At 69.1% G+C, this 18452-nt stretch carries 17 protein-coding genes and 2 pseudogenes; 9 read left to right on the forward strand and 10 right to left on the reverse strand.

Annotated features, from left to right (window positions below):
- Both MRBLMG1_RS26385 and MRBLMG1_RS26390 read left to right on the forward strand, forming a co-directional pair.
- Positions 1-187, forward strand: a pseudogene (locus tag MRBLMG1_RS26385) (hypothetical protein); the annotation flags it as partial.
- Between the two features lie 32 nt (positions 188-219).
- Positions 220-1212 carry a GlxA family transcriptional regulator gene (locus MRBLMG1_RS26390; RefSeq protein WP_367826612.1) on the forward strand — a complete coding sequence of 331 codons (993 nt, stop codon included), beginning with the start codon at positions 220-222 and terminating at the stop codon, positions 1210-1212.
- A gap of 61 nt (positions 1213-1273) precedes the next feature.
- Here MRBLMG1_RS26390 and MRBLMG1_RS26395 read toward each other — a convergent pair whose 3' ends face one another.
- On the reverse strand, positions 1274-1486 hold the full coding sequence (locus tag MRBLMG1_RS26395; RefSeq protein ID WP_367826613.1) for a DUF4262 domain-containing protein: 213 nt from the start codon (positions 1484-1486) through the stop codon (positions 1274-1276).
- Positions 1487-1745: 259 nt separating this feature from the next.
- Here MRBLMG1_RS26395 and MRBLMG1_RS26400 point away from each other — a divergent pair, with 259 nt between their 5' ends.
- On the forward strand, positions 1746-2279 hold the full coding sequence (locus MRBLMG1_RS26400) for a hypothetical protein (protein ID WP_367826614.1): 534 nt from the start codon (positions 1746-1748) through the stop codon (positions 2277-2279).
- A 284-nt stretch (positions 2280-2563) separates the two neighbouring features.
- On the opposite strand, the gene MRBLMG1_RS26405 is transcribed toward MRBLMG1_RS26400, so the two are convergent.
- Positions 2564-2734, reverse strand: coding sequence for a hypothetical protein (locus MRBLMG1_RS26405; RefSeq protein ID WP_367826615.1), 171 nt, complete (start codon positions 2732-2734; stop codon positions 2564-2566).
- Between the two features lie 510 nt (positions 2735-3244).
- On the opposite strand from MRBLMG1_RS26405, the gene MRBLMG1_RS26410 reads away from it, so the two are divergent.
- Complete coding sequence (locus tag MRBLMG1_RS26410; protein WP_367826616.1) at positions 3245-3424, forward strand: hypothetical protein; 180 nt, start codon at positions 3245-3247, stop codon at positions 3422-3424.
- Positions 3425-3437: 13 nt separating this feature from the next.
- Positions 3438-3575 carry a hypothetical protein gene (locus tag MRBLMG1_RS26415; RefSeq protein ID WP_367826617.1) on the forward strand — a complete coding sequence of 46 codons (138 nt, stop codon included), beginning with the start codon at positions 3438-3440 and terminating at the stop codon, positions 3573-3575.
- Positions 3576-4515: 940 nt separating this feature from the next.
- On the opposite strand, the gene MRBLMG1_RS26420 is transcribed toward MRBLMG1_RS26415, so the two are convergent.
- Positions 4516-5127 carry an SMI1/KNR4 family protein gene (locus MRBLMG1_RS26420; protein ID WP_367826618.1) on the reverse strand — a complete coding sequence of 204 codons (612 nt, stop codon included), beginning with the start codon at positions 5125-5127 and terminating at the stop codon, positions 4516-4518.
- Positions 5128-5237: 110 nt separating this feature from the next.
- Here MRBLMG1_RS26420 and MRBLMG1_RS26425 point away from each other — a divergent pair.
- Positions 5238-5405: pseudogene (locus MRBLMG1_RS26425) on the forward strand (tyrosine-type recombinase/integrase); the annotation flags it as partial.
- A gap of 175 nt (positions 5406-5580) precedes the next feature.
- On the opposite strand, the gene MRBLMG1_RS26430 reads toward MRBLMG1_RS26425, so the two are convergent.
- From MRBLMG1_RS26430 to MRBLMG1_RS26445, 4 genes are all read right to left on the reverse strand, one after another.
- On the reverse strand, positions 5581-6786 hold the full coding sequence (locus tag MRBLMG1_RS26430; RefSeq protein WP_367826619.1) for a protein-L-isoaspartate O-methyltransferase family protein: 1206 nt from the start codon (positions 6784-6786) through the stop codon (positions 5581-5583).
- Between the two features lie 242 nt (positions 6787-7028).
- Positions 7029-8699, reverse strand: a complete 1671-nt coding sequence (locus tag MRBLMG1_RS26435) for a glycoside hydrolase family 64 protein (protein ID WP_367826620.1) — start codon at positions 8697-8699, stop codon at positions 7029-7031.
- A gap of 148 nt (positions 8700-8847) precedes the next feature.
- Positions 8848-10110 (reverse strand): family 16 glycosylhydrolase, encoded by a 1263-nt coding sequence (locus MRBLMG1_RS26440; RefSeq protein ID WP_367826621.1) that lies wholly within the window; start codon positions 10108-10110, stop codon positions 8848-8850.
- 672 nt (positions 10111-10782) lie between these two features.
- Entirely contained in the window at positions 10783-11934 is a 1152-nt protein-coding gene (locus MRBLMG1_RS26445) for a S1 family peptidase (RefSeq protein WP_367826622.1), read from the reverse strand.
- 588 nt (positions 11935-12522) lie between these two features.
- Between MRBLMG1_RS26445 and MRBLMG1_RS26450 the strand changes: the two genes are divergently transcribed.
- Positions 12523-13131: a GOLPH3/VPS74 family protein gene (locus tag MRBLMG1_RS26450; RefSeq protein WP_367826623.1), complete on the forward strand. Its 609-nt coding sequence runs from the start codon at positions 12523-12525 to the stop codon at positions 13129-13131.
- A gap of 605 nt (positions 13132-13736) precedes the next feature.
- Here the strand turns inward: MRBLMG1_RS26450 and MRBLMG1_RS26455 are convergent.
- Entirely contained in the window at positions 13737-14267 is a 531-nt protein-coding gene (locus MRBLMG1_RS26455; RefSeq protein ID WP_367826624.1) for a hypothetical protein, read from the reverse strand.
- Positions 14268-14564: 297 nt separating this feature from the next.
- On the opposite strand from MRBLMG1_RS26455, the gene istA reads away from it, so the two are divergent.
- On the forward strand, positions 14565-15818 hold the full coding sequence (istA, locus tag MRBLMG1_RS26460; protein ID WP_367826625.1) for an IS21 family transposase: 1254 nt from the start codon (positions 14565-14567) through the stop codon (positions 15816-15818).
- A 3-nt stretch (positions 15819-15821) separates the two neighbouring features.
- On the forward strand, positions 15822-16643 hold the full coding sequence (gene istB, locus MRBLMG1_RS26465) for an IS21-like element helper ATPase IstB (RefSeq protein WP_367826626.1): 822 nt from the start codon (positions 15822-15824) through the stop codon (positions 16641-16643).
- 1 nt (position 16644) lies between these two features.
- On the opposite strand, the gene MRBLMG1_RS26470 is transcribed toward istB, so the two are convergent.
- Positions 16645-17130, reverse strand: a complete 486-nt coding sequence (locus MRBLMG1_RS26470) for a hypothetical protein (RefSeq protein WP_367826627.1) — start codon at positions 17128-17130, stop codon at positions 16645-16647.
- A 680-nt stretch (positions 17131-17810) separates the two neighbouring features.
- Entirely contained in the window at positions 17811-18371 is a 561-nt protein-coding gene (locus tag MRBLMG1_RS26475) for a TetR/AcrR family transcriptional regulator (RefSeq protein ID WP_367826628.1), read from the reverse strand.
- Between the last annotated feature and the right edge of the window lie 81 nt (positions 18372-18452).

Raw genomic sequence — 18452 nt, forward strand, 5'->3', positions numbered from 1 at the left:
CCGACCCTTCAGCCATGACACCGATCTCTACAAGGAACGGAACACCGTCGAGCGCGCGATCAACAAGCTGAAGGCCTGGCGAGGCATCGCCACACGCTACGACAAGTCGCCCGACAGCTACCTCGCCAGCCTCCACCTCCGCGCCGCAATGGTCTGGATCGACGATCTCCTGAAGACCGCCGAATGATCACGACATCACACAGGCCCTAGGAATTGCATATGGCGAAAGAATCCTCGCATCAAGCTCAGGCAGCGGGCGCACATCGGGTGGTCGTGATCGTGGACGAGAACTCCAACCCGTTCGAGCTCGGCTGCGCGACCGAGATCTTCGGTCTGCGGAGGCCGGAGATCGGCCGCGAGCTCTACGACTTCCGGCTCTGCTCCCCCGAGCCCTCCACTGTGATGCGAGACGGATTCTTCACCCTCGCCGGGGTCGCCGGCTTGGAGGTGGCCGATATGGCGGACACCTTGATCGTCCCCAATCGCCCCGATGTCGAGGTTCCCCGCCGGCCGGCCGTGCTGGACACCATCCGACGGGCGCATGCGCGCGGCGCTCGCCTGATCGGCTTCTGCAGCGGCGCCTTCACCCTGGCTGAGGCCGGCGTCCTGGATGGGCGCCGGGCCACGGCCCACTGGCAGTGGGCGGATTCCTTCCGCTCCCGCTTCCCTGCCGTCCACCTCGAATCAGACGTCCTGTTCGTGGACGACGGTGACATCCTCACCGCCGCGGGAAGCGCGGCGGCCCTCGACCTCGGGCTGCACGTGGTCCGCCGCGACCACGGTGCCGAGGTCGCCAACTCTGTCAGCCGGCGACTGGTCTTCGCGGCGCACCGCGACGGCGGGCAGCGGCAGTTCGTCGAGCGTCCGATGCCCGATTTCCCCGACGAGTCCCTGGCACCGATCCTGGCCTGGGCACAAGAACGTCTCGACTCGCCACTCACGATCGCGGACCTGGCGGCGCGGGCCGCGGTCAGTCCGGCGACACTGCACCGCCGCTTCCGGACGCAGCTGGGAACGACCCCCCTGGCGTGGCTCACGGGGGAGCGGCTCTCCCTGGCCTGCCGGCTGATCGAGCGAGGCGAGTCACGCTTCGAGGTAGTCGCACGGCTGAGCGGGCTGGGCACCGCGACCAATCTGCGCGCGCTGATGCGTCGCGAGAAGGGCATCACTCCGTCGGCGTACAAGCGCCGGTTCGGATCTGAGGCGCCCTGACAGCATCCATGCCTGCCATTCGAAAGATCACGCGATCGAGTCCGCCGAGTCGATCCCACACTCAACATGATCGGTACGAAAACGGGTTCTGAGGCGGACCGGACCACATGCGCGAAGGTCTCCCACGCTGTGGCGTCCAGACCTGCTTAGTTGAAGAAGTATGCGAGTGCGTGAGGCCGATCGTGTAGGCGAATCCAGGACCGATCTCGCCTTCGGGAACCATCACGACGTGCCATCCGTGCTGCTGCACATGCTCGATGACCGTCAGATCCATGCGGTCCGCTTCGTCCCGGTCGCCGTAGTCATGGCAGAGGACAGAGCGGCACTGGAACGGATCATCAATCCTGCGCGGAGAGCACGAGGTGACCCCTCACGTCGAGCCACCGGAGTTTGAACCCCCCTCAATCGAACGACGGCATCACCCTCCGCGATGGCCCCCGAGATGTCCACCAGAACCCTGTTCTCGCGGACAAAGCCAGGCCGTGTCACCCGTGAGCGTCCAAGTGGTCCTGGGCAGGCCCGATGATGGGCACATGTTCTACGCGGACCTCAGTCCATACGCCTACGGGGGCGAAGGTGAAGAATTCACTGACGTAACCGATGGCCTCCGATTTGTGAGCTTTCAGCCAGTCTACGAACGAATCAACATAGGCTGGCTGGAAACTGACCGTACCTGGACGCGCGGCCACGCTCCCCGGGAATTCGCCCACAGGCTCCTGGCGGTGGTCGATGCCCAGCGAGTCAATGACATGCTGGGCCTACATGAGTGCGATCTTTGCCCAACACCTCTCCCCGACTCCCACCCCTGGTACACGCCCCGCCCGGGGGACCTACGCGCAAGCGCCGGAACCGGTGAGATCCGCATCCCCGGCAGCCCTGGCACTGTCTTCGCCGCTCCAAGCCTCATCGGCCACTACGTCGTCGACCACAGCTATCTGCCACCCCAACCATTCATTGACGCAGTCCTCGCCTTCGACCCGTACGGAGCCTGGCAGGCAACGTTTCCAGGGATCAGGTTCCCGTGGATCCCTGAGGGTGCAGTCCTTCGCCACGTCGACGACGAGTAAGCCGCCCGCGTCCCCGCGCACCGATCGGTGCAGGAGTCGAGCCGTCTCTCGGGCCTCAGAGGGACCTACAACGCTCCGGTCGCCGCGCACCGGGGACGTTGCCCTCAGCCGTGATTCGAGCTTGCAGATGAAGCGGGTGTTGCAGTCGTCGCCTGTGTCCAGGCCCGGTTCCCGTAGGAGAACTTGTTGGCGGGCGCCACCATGCTGGAGATTCCGTGGCCCGGCCGGCTCGGACTGCCCACGGACGAGGGTGTGGGCTCCTATGCGCGGGATCGGGGCGCCTGTCAGACGGAGAAGAAGGGGCCGGTCTTGACGATGGCCTCGCAGTTGTTGGTGTGGGCCCGGGTCCAGTCGAAGCTGCGGCCGCGGTGGGCGCCGTGGGCGGTCAGGGCGACGGGAGCGTGCTCAGCTGCCGTCCGGCTCGCCGCGCAGGCGGGGCGGTTGCTGGCAGGCAAGGCAGTCGAGCCATCCGTAGCCGATCACCTCGGTGTCGTCTCGGGTGCGGGCGGCGGTGAGCTGGGGTCGGATGTCCTGGGTAGGGGAGACGGAGGCAGTTGCGGCGGGGGCGAGTCCGGCGGCGAGGAGCGTGGCAGCAATGATGAGGGTGATCTTGTTCGTGATCGGATCAACCGCCGAGTCGGGTTTCCGGTCACCACGCTCGATAGGGGGCACACGCCCTTCTCCCCATCCGTGCTCAAGGGTGTTGAGTTGAGTCGCTGAGAGGCGTGCTGATGGCGCTGTCGGTGATCGCGTTCAGGATGGTGAGGTCGCGCCGGAGGGCTGGTCCCGGGTCGCTGACGAGGGCCTCGGCGATGGTGTGGACGACGGCGACCAGCGCGACGCGCTGGTCCGCTGTGCGGAGGTCATGTCGGCGGCGTCGTAGGAGCGGCCGCCGACGGCATCCTTGGCCCCGCATCCTGGGCGACCCTCAGGGTCCCCGAACAGCTCTAGTCGTTGAAGGTCCCATGCGCCTGTTCTTCTCGGCCCTCGCCGCCGGCCTCGTGCTCGGGGTAATCGTCCTTGCGGTCACCGGCAGCTTCGTGGCCGCAGCGGCTTGCGCCGCTTACGTCGTGGTCGTGATTCCGCTCGCCGTGCTCGTGGGTCGCGCAATTCGCGGACGTTCCACCCCTCCGTCCTCCCACTGAAGGAGTGCCCCTCATGCGTACCCCGCTCTCCATACGCCGAGGCCCGCACGCCACCTACGTCTCGCCGATCACGGGGAGCCTGTACGGGCCCGACGGCAACCTCGCGGTCGGGTCGGTCCCGTGGCTGAACAATTCCACCCTCGCCCTCTAACGGCCCCGAGCCGTGGGCCGACGCCCTCAAGCGGCACGGCTTCTCCGCCGCCCACGCAGACGTGCCGGCATGCCCCGACCCGTCCGCCGGGAGTGTCCCCCTACCCGTTCACAGGTGCGGGTGACCCGACGACGGAGGGCCTGGCCGTGGGCGCGCCGATCGACTCCGACGGCCGCACCTACGACCCCGTCCAGGTATTCCGCGCTGTACGGGAGCTTGCCCCCCGCACCTGACGAAGGCGTGCACGATCATGGGAAGTCGACGGTCACCGTCGGCACCACGCGGCGCCTGACCGAACCGGTCCACCGCCTCGCCCCGGCAGGCGACGCCGTCGACGTGGTGTGGAACCCCGTATTCCTGCGGGAAGCCACGCGATCGATGACCCGCTCCGCCCGGACCGGATCAACGACGTCCGCGAATCTCCGGCACCGTCCGTCGCGAGCCGCCTGCACCAGCGCGGCGCACGGGTGACCGTGCGGTCATCAGGGCGGTGGCCAGGAGCCGCGCGCCAGGCAGGGCGAGCGGGCTGGGCAGGGCACGTCGGCAGCGGCATCGGGTCTACCGGAAGTCGTGGAGAGGTCGGAGGGGGCAGCGGGTCCGGCGGAGTGCACGACTCTTTGCACCCGGGCCGGGAGCGTAGAGAATGGGGAGCAGTCGCTTCATCTGGGTGTTTTGCCGGCATCGGTGAAAGTGGCTCAGCTCGGGCTGAGTGTGCGGTAGAACTGCAGGTCACGAAGCCTGCTCCCCGCGCCCGCGGGGATGGTCCCGCGTCACCGATCGCCCGGATCACCTTCCGCTGCACCCTCGTCCAGACCGGCACCGAGTCCTACTGCTTCCAGACCTCCTAGGAAGCCCTCTCCTCGGCACCGAAGTGACGCCCCAGCATGGTGAATGAGCGCTTCGGTAGGCGTTCGTCGTCGGAGCGAAGCGCTTGTGTCGGTCACATGCCACGCTCTGGGCCGTACGTCGGTGTGGGGTGGTCCTCAGGCGACATCGGCAGCGGTTGGAGCAACACCGGGCCGGGGGAGAAGGCGGAGCTGTTCGGTCCGACCATGTCCTCGCCGACCAGGTAGCGGTAGAGCCATTCGGAGAAGGTCATCCGGTACTCGTACCAGGATCCGTCGTGTTCCACCGCGCAGATCCGTTGTCCCGTGCGGTCGGGCAGCGGCGCCAGGAAGATGTATTCGCCGCGATCAGTGCTGGTGATGGGGATCAGGCCGTCCTTCGTTCCGAACCTGACCTCCTGCAGGTCGAGGGAGACGCTGATGTTCTCTTGCGGCTCCAGCCAGTCCTCCCGGTCCCAGTCGAGCTCGGACCAGGCACAGGAGGTCTCGCGGATCCTCCTCCCGAGGTTCCAGCCCTCGGTGGCCGGATGGGAGAGATACAGGTGCCCGTTGATTTGGATCGGGGCGTAGGCGTCAACGACCGCCTTGTAGTCCTCGGGGAAGTCAGTGCCGATCTCGGCCTCCAACTCGGCCCATGCATCGGGGCTGGTGAAGCGCTGTTCGCCAGGGCCGAGCATGGCGAAGACCTCAGCGAGATAGTCGCGCACGGGCTCTCCTCATCGGGTTAGGGCGTCAGCGCGCCGCGTCATCGCCATCACGAACGCTGTGGCCTGCCGTGAGGGTAGACGGGACCAGCGACATCGACTCAGCCGGCACCACGCTCTGTCGGGCAGCCAGGCCCCGCCGCATTCGGTTTCACGACCTCAGGCACACGGCCGCGACCCTGCTCCTCGAAGCGGGTGTCGAACTCGTCGTGATCAAGGAAGTACTCGGCCGTGCCCACATCGGCGTCACGGCTACCGCGTACGCCCACGTCCGACGACGTCCCCCGCCCGACAGGGGAGCGAAGCGAGGTACTGGGAACCTTTACGTCAGCTCCCCCGAAGTAACCGGTCAGGCGGGGGGAGTGGGAACTCACCGGGGTGAAGGTGAGTCGCGCGCGAGGTCGACGACCGTGGCCGACCAGACGCAGCCGACTTCGGCGGCCGTCATCGGGATGCCTAGTGGGGGACGGCGGGCAGCGGCGGCAGCGGCCAGCCGAGGGCCTTCGGGCCTGCTGTGGAAGTGACGTGCTGCTCCCCGGTGCCGTCGTCGAGATCGACGCGGTACGCGTCCGGGCACCCGGCCTTCTTCCATCGGGCGTGGAGTGCTTCGAGCTCGGCCCAGATGTCGCGCGGCCCGTGTACGTGGACGGTGCCCTCGCTGGGACCGGCCACGGCCCAGGAGCCGTCGTCGGGGGCGACGAGGGTCATGGTGTCGGCCTGGAACTCCCGTACCACCGCACCGACCAGGTACGCGGCGGCCAGCCAGAAGCCGTACGCGTCGTCCGGCGGCGGCACGAACCGGGTCGTCCGCGGTGTGCCAGGGGCCGCCTGGATGCGAGCCCGGTGGTCGACCGCGTGGAGCCAGCGGTAGCCGAGCATGGGCCTATACCCGCGCGGCCTGCCCCGCAGGGTCGCTTCGAGCCGGCCCGCCAGGGTGCGGGTGACCTCGAGCCGGCCGGGCCAGCTTGGCGTACGGGTCGCGAGGGTGGTGAGCATCCGCCCGCCCGGCGCGAGCTGCTCCACCCAGGCGCGCGGGAGGCGGGGGACACCGATGCCGGAGTGGATCCGGTCGAACTCCGCTCCCTCCGGATGCCCGTCGAGGGCATCGCCCTCCAGCACCGTCGCGTCCAGGCCGAGCCGGTCGAGGCCGCGCTGGGCGAAGGCGGTCATGTGCCCGTCGCGCTCGATTCCGACGGCGCGGAGGGGACCGGTGACGGCGGCGGCGAGGGCGAGCGAGCCCCCCGGGCCCGGTCCCAGTTCCAGATACCGCTGTCCGGGCTCCAGCCGGAGTGCCTGGAGGATTTCGGCGGTGACGAGGAGGTTCGTGGACATGGAGGTCATGTGCCCGCCGGTCACCGGCCCGCGCGGCAGGGCGTCCAACGGCTCCCCGTCGCGCTGCATGAGCACCGAATCGTCGCCGTGGATCAGGCCGAGCCACTCCTGACGGTCGTCCGGATGGGTGCCGTCGAGCAGACGCCACTCGATCGGATCGGCGCCCGGACCGCTGACCCCTACGTACGCGTGAGGGAGGAGCGCTTCGCGAGGCATGCTGAGCAAGGCGTCGCGCAGCCGGGGGTGGGTGAGCACGCCCGCAGCGGTCAGGCGGTCGACCATGGCAGCGCGTAGACCAGTTGTGTCGGCGTGCTGAAGGTCAGCGGGCATGTGGGATTTCCTTCGCGGGCGACGAGGCGGGGCGGGCTCGGTGGTAACCGGCCCTGCTAGCAAGCTAGTTGCTCTCCTCGGTCGGCCCCCGTGTCCTCGGACACCACGCCAGCGTAGAGCCCAAGGCTACTCAGGTCGGAGGCTTGGAAACAGGCACACTGACCGCGGGGAGGAGCGCGCTTTCGACCCGGTCGGCACGCGGCCGGGGCCCGCGCGTCCGCGAGCCCCGGCCTGGACACTCCTCAGGCGAAGGTGAACCAGTTGACGTTGACGAAGTCGGCGGGCTGGCCGCTGTCGAAGGTCAGGTAGACGTCGTGGGTGCCGGTGGTGCGGGCGATGTCGGCGGGGACGGTGCGCCAGGTCTGCCAGCCGCCGGTGTTGGCGAGGGCGAAGCTGCCGACCGGGGTGGCCGTGGGGCTGCCGAGGCGGACTTGGACCAGGCCGCTGACGCCGGCGGCGGCCCCGGACGCGACGCGGGCGCTGAAGCGGGTGGCGCCGGTGGTGCCGAAGGCGACGGATGAGAACTTGAGCCAGTCGCCGTTGGACAGGTGGCCGACGTCGGATCCGCCGCCGCTGTCGGAGCACGCTTCGACCTGGGCCCCGGACTGGGCGTTGAACGCCTCGGCCTGGATGGTGGCGAAGGCGCTGACCCCGCCGCCTGTGGCGGTGGCGGTCGGCGTCGGGCTCGGCGTACCACCGCCCCCGGCCATTCCGCCGACGGTGATGGTCCAGCGGCCGGGGCTGCCGGACTGAACCTTGCCCTCGAAGTCGACGCCGGCCGGGTGCACGTCGTCGTAGGGGAAGGCGTACCCGAGGTGGTCGGGGGTCGTGTCGTGCAGGATGCGGGCGTAGTGGTTGGTGCGCGGCCGGGTGTAGAAGGCGGCCGGGTTCTCGGCGGTCGGCTGGTGGGGGTTGTCCAGCAGGGTGGTGCGGTTGAACGCGGCGGCGAGCCGTGCGCTGAGGTTGCCCATCAGGTCGTTGCCCGTGGTGAAGGGCGCGTCGCTGCAGGAGAAGATCGACAGGGTCGACGGCTTGGCGAAGCTGCCGGCCCCGGGGAACGTGAGGGTGTCGCCGTTGACGCGGCCGGTGAGGGTTCCCCAGGTGAACTGGGTGTCGATGCGCAGGTCGGTGGAGCGGTACTTGTTCCACACCTCGTCGACGTAACTGTCGAAGTAGCCGCGGAAGAGGGCGTTGTTGCCGCGGATCGCCAGGTTGGGGCTGAGCACGCGCAGGTCGCCTCCCCCGCTCTTCCCGACGATGAGCCGGCTCCAGTCGCTGCCGTCGGCGGCGGACTGGGCGCGCAGGGCCGCGGCGACCCGGGACAGCCCATCGGAAGGCAGACCGCGCACCGTCTGGGTGCCCTGGCCGGTCTCCAGCTGGAAGGCGATCGGCAGCGAGACCATGTCGACGAACGTGATGTTCGCGTACAACTGGTCGGCGTTGAAGGTGAATTCGCAGAAGTCGTGGTGGACGTTCGCGTTGGGGTCGGTGGGGTTGCTCACCGACGGCAGGGCCAGCCCGCCGCCGCGGTTCATCAGGAAGGTGAGCTTCGCGCCGACGGAGAAGTAGATGCGGCCGCTGTACAGCCGCGGGAGCGTGACCCTGCGCGCCCCGGCGCCCGACGCGTTGAGCGCGATCGCGCAGTCGGCCCCGAGCGGGGTCTGGTCGTTGGCCGGAGCCGGCGGGTGGTACAGGGTGGAGCCGTTGGCCTGGATGAAGGCCCAGTTGCCGCCGGCCGCCGGGTCGCGGCCGAGCACGTAGGCGTACACCGTGTTGTTGCCTGTGGTGTTGACCAGGTCGAGGGGGAGCGTGGGCGTGGTGGCCGCGTTGGCGCCGGCCTCGAGCCAGGTGGCCACGGCGGGGACCGCCACGGCCAGGCCCGCGGTCGCGGTGAGAAGTTTTCTACGGGACATCGTTCGCTGGTGGCGTGCCGTCACGGTGGGGGGTCCGTTCTGAGTGAGGTCGGGTCGGGGAGCGATGGGATGCGGGGATGCGGGAGGGAGGGGAGAGGGGGAGGGGGAGCCGACGGGAGTGGAAGACCCGTCCGGTGGGGCGAGCCGGTCAGCCGACCGTCCACTTCTGGTTGGCGGCGCCGGTGCAGGTCCAGGTCTGGAGGCGGGTCCCGTCGGCCGAGGAGTTGCCCTTGGCGTCCAGGCACTTGTTCGCGCCGACGTTGGTGAAGTCGTGGGCGGCGGTGTACGTCCACTTCTGGGCGTTGGTGCCGTTGCAGGTGTAGAGCTGGACGACCGCCCCGTCCGCGGTGGAGCCGCCGGCCACGTCCAGGCACTTGCCGAGGGCGCGGACGGTGCCGTCGTTGCCGATGGTCCACTGCTGGGCCGCGTTGCCCGTGCAGTTGTGCAGCTGGATGGGGGTGCGGTCGGCACTGGAGCCGCCGGCGACATCGACGCACATGCCGCCGATGCCGCGGATCGGGCGTGCAGCGGGAGCGCTGCCGGAAGAGGAGGTACGGACGTAGTCGACGGTCATCGTCTGCGGGAAGGCCGTGGAGCCGTCCGGGCTGCCGGGCCAGTCGCCGCCGACCGCGAGGTTGAGGATGATGAAGAACGGGTGGTCGAAGACCCACTTGTTGCCGCCGGTGTCGGCCGGAGTGAGCGTCTTGTACGCGGTCCCGTCCACTGACCAGACGATGGAGTCGGGGCTCCAGTCGACGGCGAACACGTGGAAGTCGTCGGCGAAGGCGCGGCCGCCGGGCAGGCTGTACGCGGAGCCGAGTCCGCCCGCTCCCGAGTAGCCGGGGCCGTGCACCGTGCCGTGAATGGTGTTGGGCTCGCGGCCGATGTTCTCCATGATGTCGATCTCGCCGCTGTTGGGCCAGCCCACGGTGCCGAGGTCGTTGCCGAGCATCCAGAAGGCCGGCCAGATGCCCTGGCCGCGCGGGATCTTGATGCGGGCCTCGAAGCGGCCGTACGCCTGGGTGAAGGTCCGGGCGGTGTTGAGCCGGGCGGAGGTGTATTGACACTGCCCGTACCAGCAGCCGAGGCCAGCGTCGGTGTTCTTCCGCGCCGTGATGACCAGGTGGCCCTGGCCGTCGAGCGCGGCGTTGGACGTGCTGTTGGTGTAGTACTGCAGCTCGTGATTGCCGAAGCCCGAACCACCTGTCTCCAGTGTCCACTTGGCGGCGTCGGGTGCGCGTCCTGCCGCGCCGTCGAACTCGTCGGACCAGGTCTGTGCGGCGACCGCGGCACCGGCCCGTGGGGCGACCGAGCCGCTGAAGGAGATGAGGACCGCCGCGACGAGGGCAGCGGTCAGGACGAGCACCACGCCGCCGAAGGACCAGCGTCGTGCGCGATGAGCAGCAGCCATGGGCGTGCTCCCTTGTCTGGGGGGGGCGAGGGGGACGGGAGATGGGGGACGAGGGTGACAGGGCAGGTCGAACCGTGCGGCTCACGAATGAGAGCGCTCTCAACCGTGACGAGACGTCACCCGCGGGCAGTGAGTATTACGGAGGAGTAACTGTCATGGCAACGTCGGAGGTCACTCCTTACGGGCCTCTGAGCTGCGGTTTTCTCTGGCGACCTGCGACTTAACGCTCCCTTAAGGCTGGCTTGAGGGAGCGCGGGAGGGGGATGGGCCTCTCGGGTGGTCGGTCATACGGCCCCGGCCCGCATACGGCTGGCCTCGGCCCGCATACGGTCCTGGCCCGACATGTCCGACACTCCCTTCCGTCGGAGTGTCCCCCCCCCGAAATCGGCGGCGGCCGTGCGCGGTTTGGCATCGGGGACCCGCTCCCGCACGTGTAGCCGATCCGCACGTCCACACGGCCACCGCGGCGGCTAAGACCGCGCCGAGGTCGACATCCCCCCACACACCTGCGCACCCGAGCTAACGAACGGGTCGTGGGCACAGCTGGTTACGGCATCGACGGCATCGACGGCATCGACGGCGTCGACAGCGGCGCGCAAGGCGTGGCGCGGGAGCCGCACGGGGGTCCTTCCGAGCGCATGCACCGGGAAGGACCCATTCGGTGTCGCGCGCTCAGGCGGTGTGCAGCCGCAGGCCGTACCGGCCGAGAATCTCGTTGATCGGCTGGAACCACGTCTCGCCGCCGGAGGAGCAGTTGCCCCAGCCGCCGGAGGTGACGCCCTGAGCCTGGTCACCGCTGAGGAACGAGCCGCCGGAGTCGCCGCCCTCGGCGCAGACGCTGGTCTTGGTCATCTGGTACACGGCACCCTGGCTGTAGTTGACCGTCTCGTTCTTGGCCAGGACCGTGCCGCAGCGCCAGTGCGTGGTCGAGCCGGAGCGGCAGATCGAGGAGCCCACCGGGGCCTCGGCCGAGCCGCGGACGAGCTGGTCGGGGATGGTGCCCCAGCCGAGCACCACGGGCACGGTCCACCAGCCGCTGTGGATCGAGACGTACGCGTAGTCGTCGCCCGGGAACGACGAGCCCTGGAAAGTGCCCATCGCGGAGCCGTCCCAGCCGCGCACCGCCGCGCCGGCCCGACCGCAGTGCCCGGCCGTCACGAAGCCCCCGTACACGGAGAAGCCGATCGAGCAGCGGACGTTGCCCGTGTAGTACGGGTCGCCGCCGACCGTGCCGGCCGCGTACGTACGGGGTGCCTGCGCCGTCTCGGCGACGGTGACGGGGCCGCCGGCCCGGGCCCGGTCCACGAAGGACCGCACGGCGGGGGTCTGCCGCTCGGAGCGCACGATGTCGATCACGACGCTGTTGGTCCTCGGGTCGACGTGCCAGCCGGCCACTCCGGCGGGTGCGCGCAGCGTGTCCAGGCGCGCCTTGGCGCGGTCCAGCGCGGCCGCGCTGTGCCGGACGAGCCGCGTGTCGGCGCCCAGCGCCCGGACCTTCGCCTCCTCGGCGCGGTCGGTCACGGCGACGACCAACCGGCCGCTCGCCGGATCGAACCACGAACCGCCGTAGGCGGCGCCCGCGCTCCGGCGAGCGGCCGTCTCCACCGCGACGGCGGCCTTCTCGGCACTTAGCCGTTCCTCTGCCTCGGCGGCGGTGAGCCCGAGGTCCCGGCTCATGGCGTCGAGCAGTCCGGCCGAGGCGGACGGGGCAGTCCAGGGCTCGGGAAGCGGGGCCGCGCCCGCCACGCCGGCCTGGGCGGCGCCCAGGCCGACCGTCAGAAGCAGGGCGGCGATGGCAGCGCGCAGGGGGGTGGTGCGTTTCACGGGACCTCCTGATGTGGGGGGCTTTGAGAGCGCTCTCAGCAAGGCGTCGCCGTCACGCTAACCGGTCTCGCTTGTCAGGTCCATACCAGGAATCGATTCTGCCGTCGGGACGGCCGACCCCGCCCCCACTCGCGTATACGGCGAAGTCCCGGACCGCGGGCCCCTGTTCGCGGTCGGGGGGGTAGGGCCGCGCGGTCATCGCGTGTGGCGCCGTTGCGCGCATCGTGCGGAAGCAGAACGCCGCGTCGAGGGGCGACATCGCTGTGCCGTGAGGGAGGTGAGGGGGCTTGGAGCATGGCACCGCGTCACCGCGTCACCGCGCACCTGGCCACCGCATGACGGCGGTGGAAGGTGCTGCTCGCGGATGGACGGGTTGGCCCCGAGGCCCCTGAGGCGTCGTGCGCTGTCCTGACGGCGGAGGGCCTATCTGGTCCGCGTGATCAGCCGTTGATCGCGATTCGGCCGAGACGGGGCCGGAAGCGGTCGGCCGGGACGATACTTGCAAGGGCAGGGCGCCATCGCCTCCACGGCGCCACAGCCGGGAGGGGCGGGGCGCGCCTTCATCGACGCATCCGAGGGGAGCCGTTCATGACCACGGCGAAAGACCTGTTCATCATCGCGATGGACTCCGGGCAGGAGCCCGCCGTCGGACAGGGGGACTTGTCGCTCGCGCTCGCGGGCGCCGAGCTGATCGATCTCCTCGGTGCCGGGAGCGTCACCCTGGAGGGCGACCGAGTCGTGCCGGGTGAGCCGTCGGCCCCCGATGACGACCGGCTCGTCGGTGAGGCGGGGGCGCGGATCGTCCGGCAGACGCCGTACGAGCGCGTCGAAGACTGGCTGTGGCGTCGGGGCAAGGACCTCGCTGCCACCTACCAGACCGCGCTGGAGGCCGACGGTGAGCTGACGCAGAAGGCCGGCGGCCGCCTGTCGTTCGGCGCGCGACGCATGGAACCGGTCGATACGCCGTCCCGTCACGCGGCCATCGACCGCTGGGAGCGGCGGGAACCCGTCCTGACTGCCCTCGCTTCGGTCGTGGGCATCGGCGGCGGATTTTCCGAGATCGAGCCGGGTCTCGATGACGAGGCGGCCACCTCCGTGGTCGCCGCCGTGCACGACGCGGTCATGGAGCTGGAGGCCGTCCGTCAGAGGCGGACCATCGAGAACGCGGCCTTCGCCAACCTCTGGCGCGGGCCGTGACGCGAGTGGGGATCCGGAGCCGAAGCCATCGATGACGGAGAGCAGCCCACCGGTTGCCCAACGGGAGCCCGGGGTCCCTGCCGATCCGAGGTGCCTAAAGCTGTTGCAGAAGGTTGCGTCCGGGCAGGTCAGGGCCGGTTTTCGGGCGGGTCTGGCCATGCGGTGAGGGCGAGGTTGTGCATGTGGGCGACGGCCTGGACCGCGTAGCGGAGGCCGTTGCCGCGCTGTCGGCAGTCGCAGAGGATCTTGTAGTGCTGACGTCCACTCTCACGACGGCATCGGCCACGTCGACCGACGATGTCACCCGCCATCGAACGACGATCAGCCGTCACGCTGCGTACGCGACCACAAGAAGTGGACCAGAACCCGAGAACGGGCTCCGGCACAACTTCTGTGAAAACGAGCCGAGCCTCGGTGGCCGAGGCCCGCGCCCCTGGCGAACTGGCAGGTCGGCGGCTCGCTCCGAGGTAGGCGTGAACCGGGTCGGCGCCAGTTCACAGAACCTGTGCCAGAACCTTCTCGGGTTCTGGCACAGCTCCTATGGTGCGCCACGCGGAGTGAGGAGGCCGGTAGCGGGTGGACCAATCCCGGCGGCGAGACTGCGGTCAGTCAGCCGCCTCTGCTGCCGACCGCTTGCTGAGGAACTGCTTCGCTGCCTCAACCGCTTCGCTGTTGAGTTCCTCAAGAGAGACTCCCCAGCTCTCCTCCCAGCCGTCCAGGTCGTACGCGCAGTGGACAAGGGGTTTCAGCTCTTCGGGGTAGCCGAGGTCATAGGCGATGTCGGCCCAGATGAGGTGGGTGCCGGCGGCGGGATCCAGGGATCCGTCGGCGATCTGACCGGCAACCCAGTAGGCCATCGCCCACTTCGCGGCCCGAGGGTCAGCGGGCGGGTGGAAGAGGAGTCCCAACTCCTCCAGCACATCGTCGAAGAGTGCCGAAGCCTCGGGCTCTTCGCTCCGGAGGAGGCCGGCCAGCATAGCGAGGGACTGGCTCTCAACTCCGGCAATCAGTGCGTTCAGCCCTGCCTGGATGAGCTGGTCAGACCCGACTTGCCTACCGAATGCCCTCTCGCGCGCGATGTGGCTGAGCTGTTTTAGAGCGTCGTCGCGGGTCATCACAGTCTTCTCGATCGGCATCTGGGAGAAGAAGGCTCGCACATTCGCAGACGGTGCTGCCATCGAGTTCCTCCGCCTGTCTCGGTGATCAGGACATGAGAACCCGGTTGCGCGGGAGGGCGAAGCCCTCGCGACCATACACCTGGCGTTTGAGCATCTTGATGCGGTTGATGCGCTTCGGTGACGTCCGAGCTCCAGGGAAGGGAAGGGAAGGGAGAGGGGGGAGGGTGAGGCCGGCGGTGACGGCCGTGTCGCTGCTTCCTGAAAACTGACCCCCAGGCAGTCTCCGAAAACTGACCCCCTCCGGAAGCTTGGAGGATGTTGAACGTGGAGGACTGGGCAGAGATACGCCGCCTGCATCGGGCGGAGGGTGTGCCCATCAAGGAGATTGCGCGGCGGCTGGGGGTTGCCCGGAACACGGTGCGGTCCGCGTTGTCCTCGGAGAAGCCGCCGAAGTACGACCGGGCTCCGCGTGGGTCGGTGGTGGACGCGTTCGAACCGCGGATCCGGGTCCTGCTGAACGAGTGGCCTCGGATGCCCGCGCCGGTGATCGCCGAGCGGATCGGCTGGCCGCACTCGATGCCGCCGCTTCGCAAGCGCCTCGCGGTGATCCGGCCGGAGTACGTCGGCATCGACCCGGTCGACCGCGTGACCTACGAGCCCGGCCAGATCACCCAGTGCGATCTGTGGTTCCCCGAGACCAGGGTGCAGGTCGCCGCCGGCCAGGAGCGGGTGCTGCCGGTGCTGGTGATGGCACTGGGCTTCTCCCGGTTCATGACCGCCACGATGATCCCGACCCGCCAGGCCGGAGACATCCTCGCGGGAATGTGGCTGCTGATCAGCGGTGTCGGCCGGGTCACCAGGACACTGGTCTGGGACCGGGAGTCCGCGATCGGCGGGACCGGAAAGGTGACCGCGCCCGCGGCGGCGTTCGCCGGCACCCTGGCCACGCAGATCAAGCTCGCGCCGCCCCGCGACCCGGAATACAAGGGGATCGTCGAGCGCAACAACCAGTTCCTGGAGACCAGCTTCCTGCCAGGGCGCCAGTTCGCCTCGCCGGCGGACTTCAACGACCAGCTGGGCGACTGGCTCACGCGGGCCAACGCCCGCACCGTCCGCTCGATCCAGGGCCGCCCGGTCGACCTGCTGGAGACCGACTACCTGTCGATGCTCCCGCTGCCGCCCCTCGCTCCGGCGGTCGGACTGAACCATCGCATCCGCCTGGGCCGGGACTACTACGTGCGCGTCGACACGGTCGACTACTCCGTCGACCCGCAGGCGATCGGCCGCTTCGTCGACATCACCGCCTCCGCGCAGACCGTGACCGTGCTCTGCGAAGGCCAGGTCGTCGCCCGCCACACACGCTCCTGGGCCAAGCAGGCCGTGGTCACCGACCCGGCCCACGCCGCCACCGCCGCGCGGATGCGCCAGGCCCTCGCCCTGGACCGCCAAAGACGTGCGGCAGCGACCCGCCACCACGGCGACGGCCACGCCGTCGCGCTGCGGGCCCTTCCGGACTACGACGCCCTCTTCGGCGTCGACTTCAACCCACCGGCCACGAAAGCGAAATGACAGATGACCACTGCCAGCAAGCCCAAGCCGACCTCCTCGGCCGCCGGGCCGAAGGACGGGATGCCGTCCATGATCGCCTACCTGACCCGGGTGCTGAAGACCCCCACGATCGGAGCGTTCTGGGAAGAGCTCGCCGCCCAGGCCCGCGACGAGAACTGGTCCCACGAGGAGTACCTGGCCGCGCTGCTGCAGCGCCAGGTCGCCGACCGGGAGTCCAAGGGCACCGTGATGCGCATCCGCACCGCCCACTTCCCGCAGGTCAAGACGTTGGAGGACTTCAACCTGGATCATCTGCCCTCACTGCGGCGAGACGTCCTGGCGCACCTGGCCACCGGCACGTTCGTCGCGAAGGCGGAGAACGTGATCCTGCTCGGGCCGCCCGGGTTGGGCAAGACACACCTGGCGATCGGCCTTGGGGTCAAGGCCACCCAGGCCGGCTACTCGGTCCTGTTCGACACCGCCAGTAACTGGATCACCCGCCTCGCCACAGCCCACCAGGCCGGCCGCCTGGAAGCCGAGCTGAAGAAGATCCGCCGCTACAAGCTGATCATCATCGACGAGGTGGGCTACATCCCCTTCGACCAGGACGCCGCGAACCTGTTCTTCCAGCTCATAGCCTCGCGTTACGAGCAGGGCTCGGTGTTGGTGACCTCGAACCTGCCCTTCGGACGCTGGGGAGAGACCTTCTCCGACGACGTCGTCGCCGCCGCAATGATCGACCGCCTGGTCCACCACGCCGAGGTCCTCACCCTCACCGGCGACTCCTACCGCACCCGCCAGAGACGCGAACTGCTGGCCAAGGACAACGGCGCCGGGCACCGGTGAATCACAGCGACCACCAGCAATACAGGCGCAGGCCGCCTACCCGAGCGCGCTGGGCCAAGCCAGCCAGTGCTTCCAGAACGCCGGCCGCAGTCTCGGCGTCGACCTTGCCTTGCTTCAGTTCAGCAGTCATGGACCACGACTCAGCGAACCGCACAAGGTCCTCTCGGGCCGCGCCGACGAGAGCCTCCGTCAGGCTGTCCGACACGCTGAATACGAGCGGGCCGTCGGCCTCCGGCTCGGACAGCAACTGACCGGACCGCGGGCGCCGGCCGGCCTCCTCATAGCTGCAACCGGTCACCAGCGCTTCGAGCTGGACGATCGCGACGACCGGATCGATGCCCTTGAGGGAGACCACGTCGAGCGCGGCCTGGCCCGGTCCTCCGAGCGTCTGGACCACGGCGACAGCAGCCTGGTCGTCGGCGGCCGAGAAGTAGTCACACAACGTCATGCCGCTGATTCTGGCATCCGCGGCCGACAGTCCCGACATGACCGGGACACTCGACGACCAACCCCTGGGGGTCATTTTTCGGAGACTCGCTGGGGGTCAAGATTCAGAGAGCATTGACACGGCGTCACGATCGCGGTCGATTCCCGCGGCGAAGGTGTGGAGGCTGGGCAGATTGTCCTGACTGACAGCGTCGAGCCAGCCCGCCAGGGCGCTCGCCTTGGCGCTCGGTGAGCATGGTCGCGAAGGACCGGATGTGCCTGGTGCGGGTATCGATTTCGGGGCGGGGGCGAAGACGTTCTTCAGGTGGAGGTATTCGGTCTCGGAGAGGGTTTCCGGGCGGCGGAGGACCCACCCGGCGACGGCCTTGGGCGGGGGGCGGGCGGGCTGTTACGGGCTGCGGTGAGGTGCGTTTTCGGCGGAGGTAGGCACGAACACACTGATAGCTGCCCCGAGCTGAAGTGCAACAACACCGCCTACCGGCCGGCCATGGACGCCATCGGCCTGCTCAAGCGGTACCTGGACCAGCCCAGCGCCAAGGAGGGCGCGTTCTTCGACACGGCGGAGAATTTTTCGCTGGGCGGGGTGGTGCGCGAGGAGTAGCGCAAGGCGGTCGTGGATGACCGCGGCCGGGCGGAGCGCATCCCGTACGAGCTGTGCGTCCTCGTGTCGCTGCGGGACGCGCTGCGGCGGCGGGGGACTGCCCGGCAGCGTGTCACTGATCAGCCGGCTGCCGTCAAAGCCCTGCGCGCGGTGGTGAGGATCTCCTCGGAGAGCGGGGAGCCGTTGGTGGCCCGGGCCAGGACGAGTGCGCCGAACATGGTGCACAACCGGGTGATGCCGTCCTGGTCCTCGGTGGTGAGCCACTCGGCGAAGTCGGCCACACCCTCGGTGTAGATCCGGCGGGCCTCATGATCTTCGCCTTCGCGTGCCATGTCAGAGGCGAGTGCGGCGACGGGGCACCCGTCCGCCGGGCTGTCGCGGTGTTCGGGAGAGAGGTAGGTGTCGATCAGTGCCTGCTGGGCAGCGCCGCGCTGCCCGCCGTGCTGCTCGAGTCCGTCTTTGTGGTGCCGGGTGAGTTCGTCGAAGGCGTGGGCGGTGGCTTCGTCGATGAGCGCCTCTTTGGATGCGAACTGCTTGTAGAAGCCGCCGTGGGTCAGACCGGCCGCCTTCATGAGGTCGGCCACGCTGACGTGAGTCCCCTGTTCCCGGAACAGGCGAGACGCGGTTTCCACGACCCGTCGGCGGTTCTCCTCTGCCTGCGCCTGCGATACGCGGCCCATCGAGTACCTCCCATTTGGATGTCGACTGGCATCTATTCTAGGTCAGTGCTTAGATTGTAGTCGTAATCTAATTAGGTCGCC

The sequence above is a fragment of the Streptomyces sp. LMG1-1-1.1 genome, assembly GCF_040815545.1.
GTDB lineage: Bacteria > Actinomycetota > Actinomycetes > Streptomycetales > Streptomycetaceae > Streptomyces.

What these genes read in the sequence shown, in the direction of transcription:
- MRBLMG1_RS26390 (WP_367826612.1), top strand. Translation starts at nt 220, where the DNA reads ATGGCGAAAGAATCCTCGCATCAAGCTCAGGCAGCGGGCGCACATCGG.
- MRBLMG1_RS26395 (WP_367826613.1), bottom strand. Translation starts at nt 1,486, where the DNA reads ATGGATCTGACGGTCATCGAGCATGTGCAGCAGCACGGATGGCACGTC.
- MRBLMG1_RS26400 (WP_367826614.1), top strand. Translation starts at nt 1,746, where the DNA reads ATGTTCTACGCGGACCTCAGTCCATACGCCTACGGGGGCGAAGGTGAA.
- MRBLMG1_RS26410 (WP_367826616.1), top strand. Translation starts at nt 3,245, where the DNA reads ATGCGCCTGTTCTTCTCGGCCCTCGCCGCCGGCCTCGTGCTCGGGGTA.
- MRBLMG1_RS26415 (WP_367826617.1), top strand. Translation starts at nt 3,438, where the DNA reads ATGCGTACCCCGCTCTCCATACGCCGAGGCCCGCACGCCACCTACGTC.
- MRBLMG1_RS26430 (WP_367826619.1), bottom strand. Translation starts at nt 6,786, where the DNA reads ATGCCCGCTGACCTTCAGCACGCCGACACAACTGGTCTACGCGCTGCC.
- MRBLMG1_RS26435 (WP_367826620.1), bottom strand. Translation starts at nt 8,699, where the DNA reads ATGTCCCGTAGAAAACTTCTCACCGCGACCGCGGGCCTGGCCGTGGCG.
- MRBLMG1_RS26440 (WP_367826621.1), bottom strand. Translation starts at nt 10,110, where the DNA reads ATGGCTGCTGCTCATCGCGCACGACGCTGGTCCTTCGGCGGCGTGGTG.
- MRBLMG1_RS26450 (WP_367826623.1), top strand. Translation starts at nt 12,523, where the DNA reads ATGACCACGGCGAAAGACCTGTTCATCATCGCGATGGACTCCGGGCAG.
- MRBLMG1_RS26455 (WP_367826624.1), bottom strand. Translation starts at nt 14,267, where the DNA reads ATGCCGATCGAGAAGACTGTGATGACCCGCGACGACGCTCTAAAACAG.
- istA (WP_367826625.1), top strand. Translation starts at nt 14,565, where the DNA reads ATGTTGAACGTGGAGGACTGGGCAGAGATACGCCGCCTGCATCGGGCG.
- istB (WP_367826626.1), top strand. Translation starts at nt 15,822, where the DNA reads ATGACCACTGCCAGCAAGCCCAAGCCGACCTCCTCGGCCGCCGGGCCG.
- MRBLMG1_RS26470 (WP_367826627.1), bottom strand. Translation starts at nt 17,130, where the DNA reads ATGTCGGGACTGTCGGCCGCGGATGCCAGAATCAGCGGCATGACGTTG.
- MRBLMG1_RS26475 (WP_367826628.1), bottom strand. Translation starts at nt 18,371, where the DNA reads ATGGGCCGCGTATCGCAGGCGCAGGCAGAGGAGAACCGCCGACGGGTC.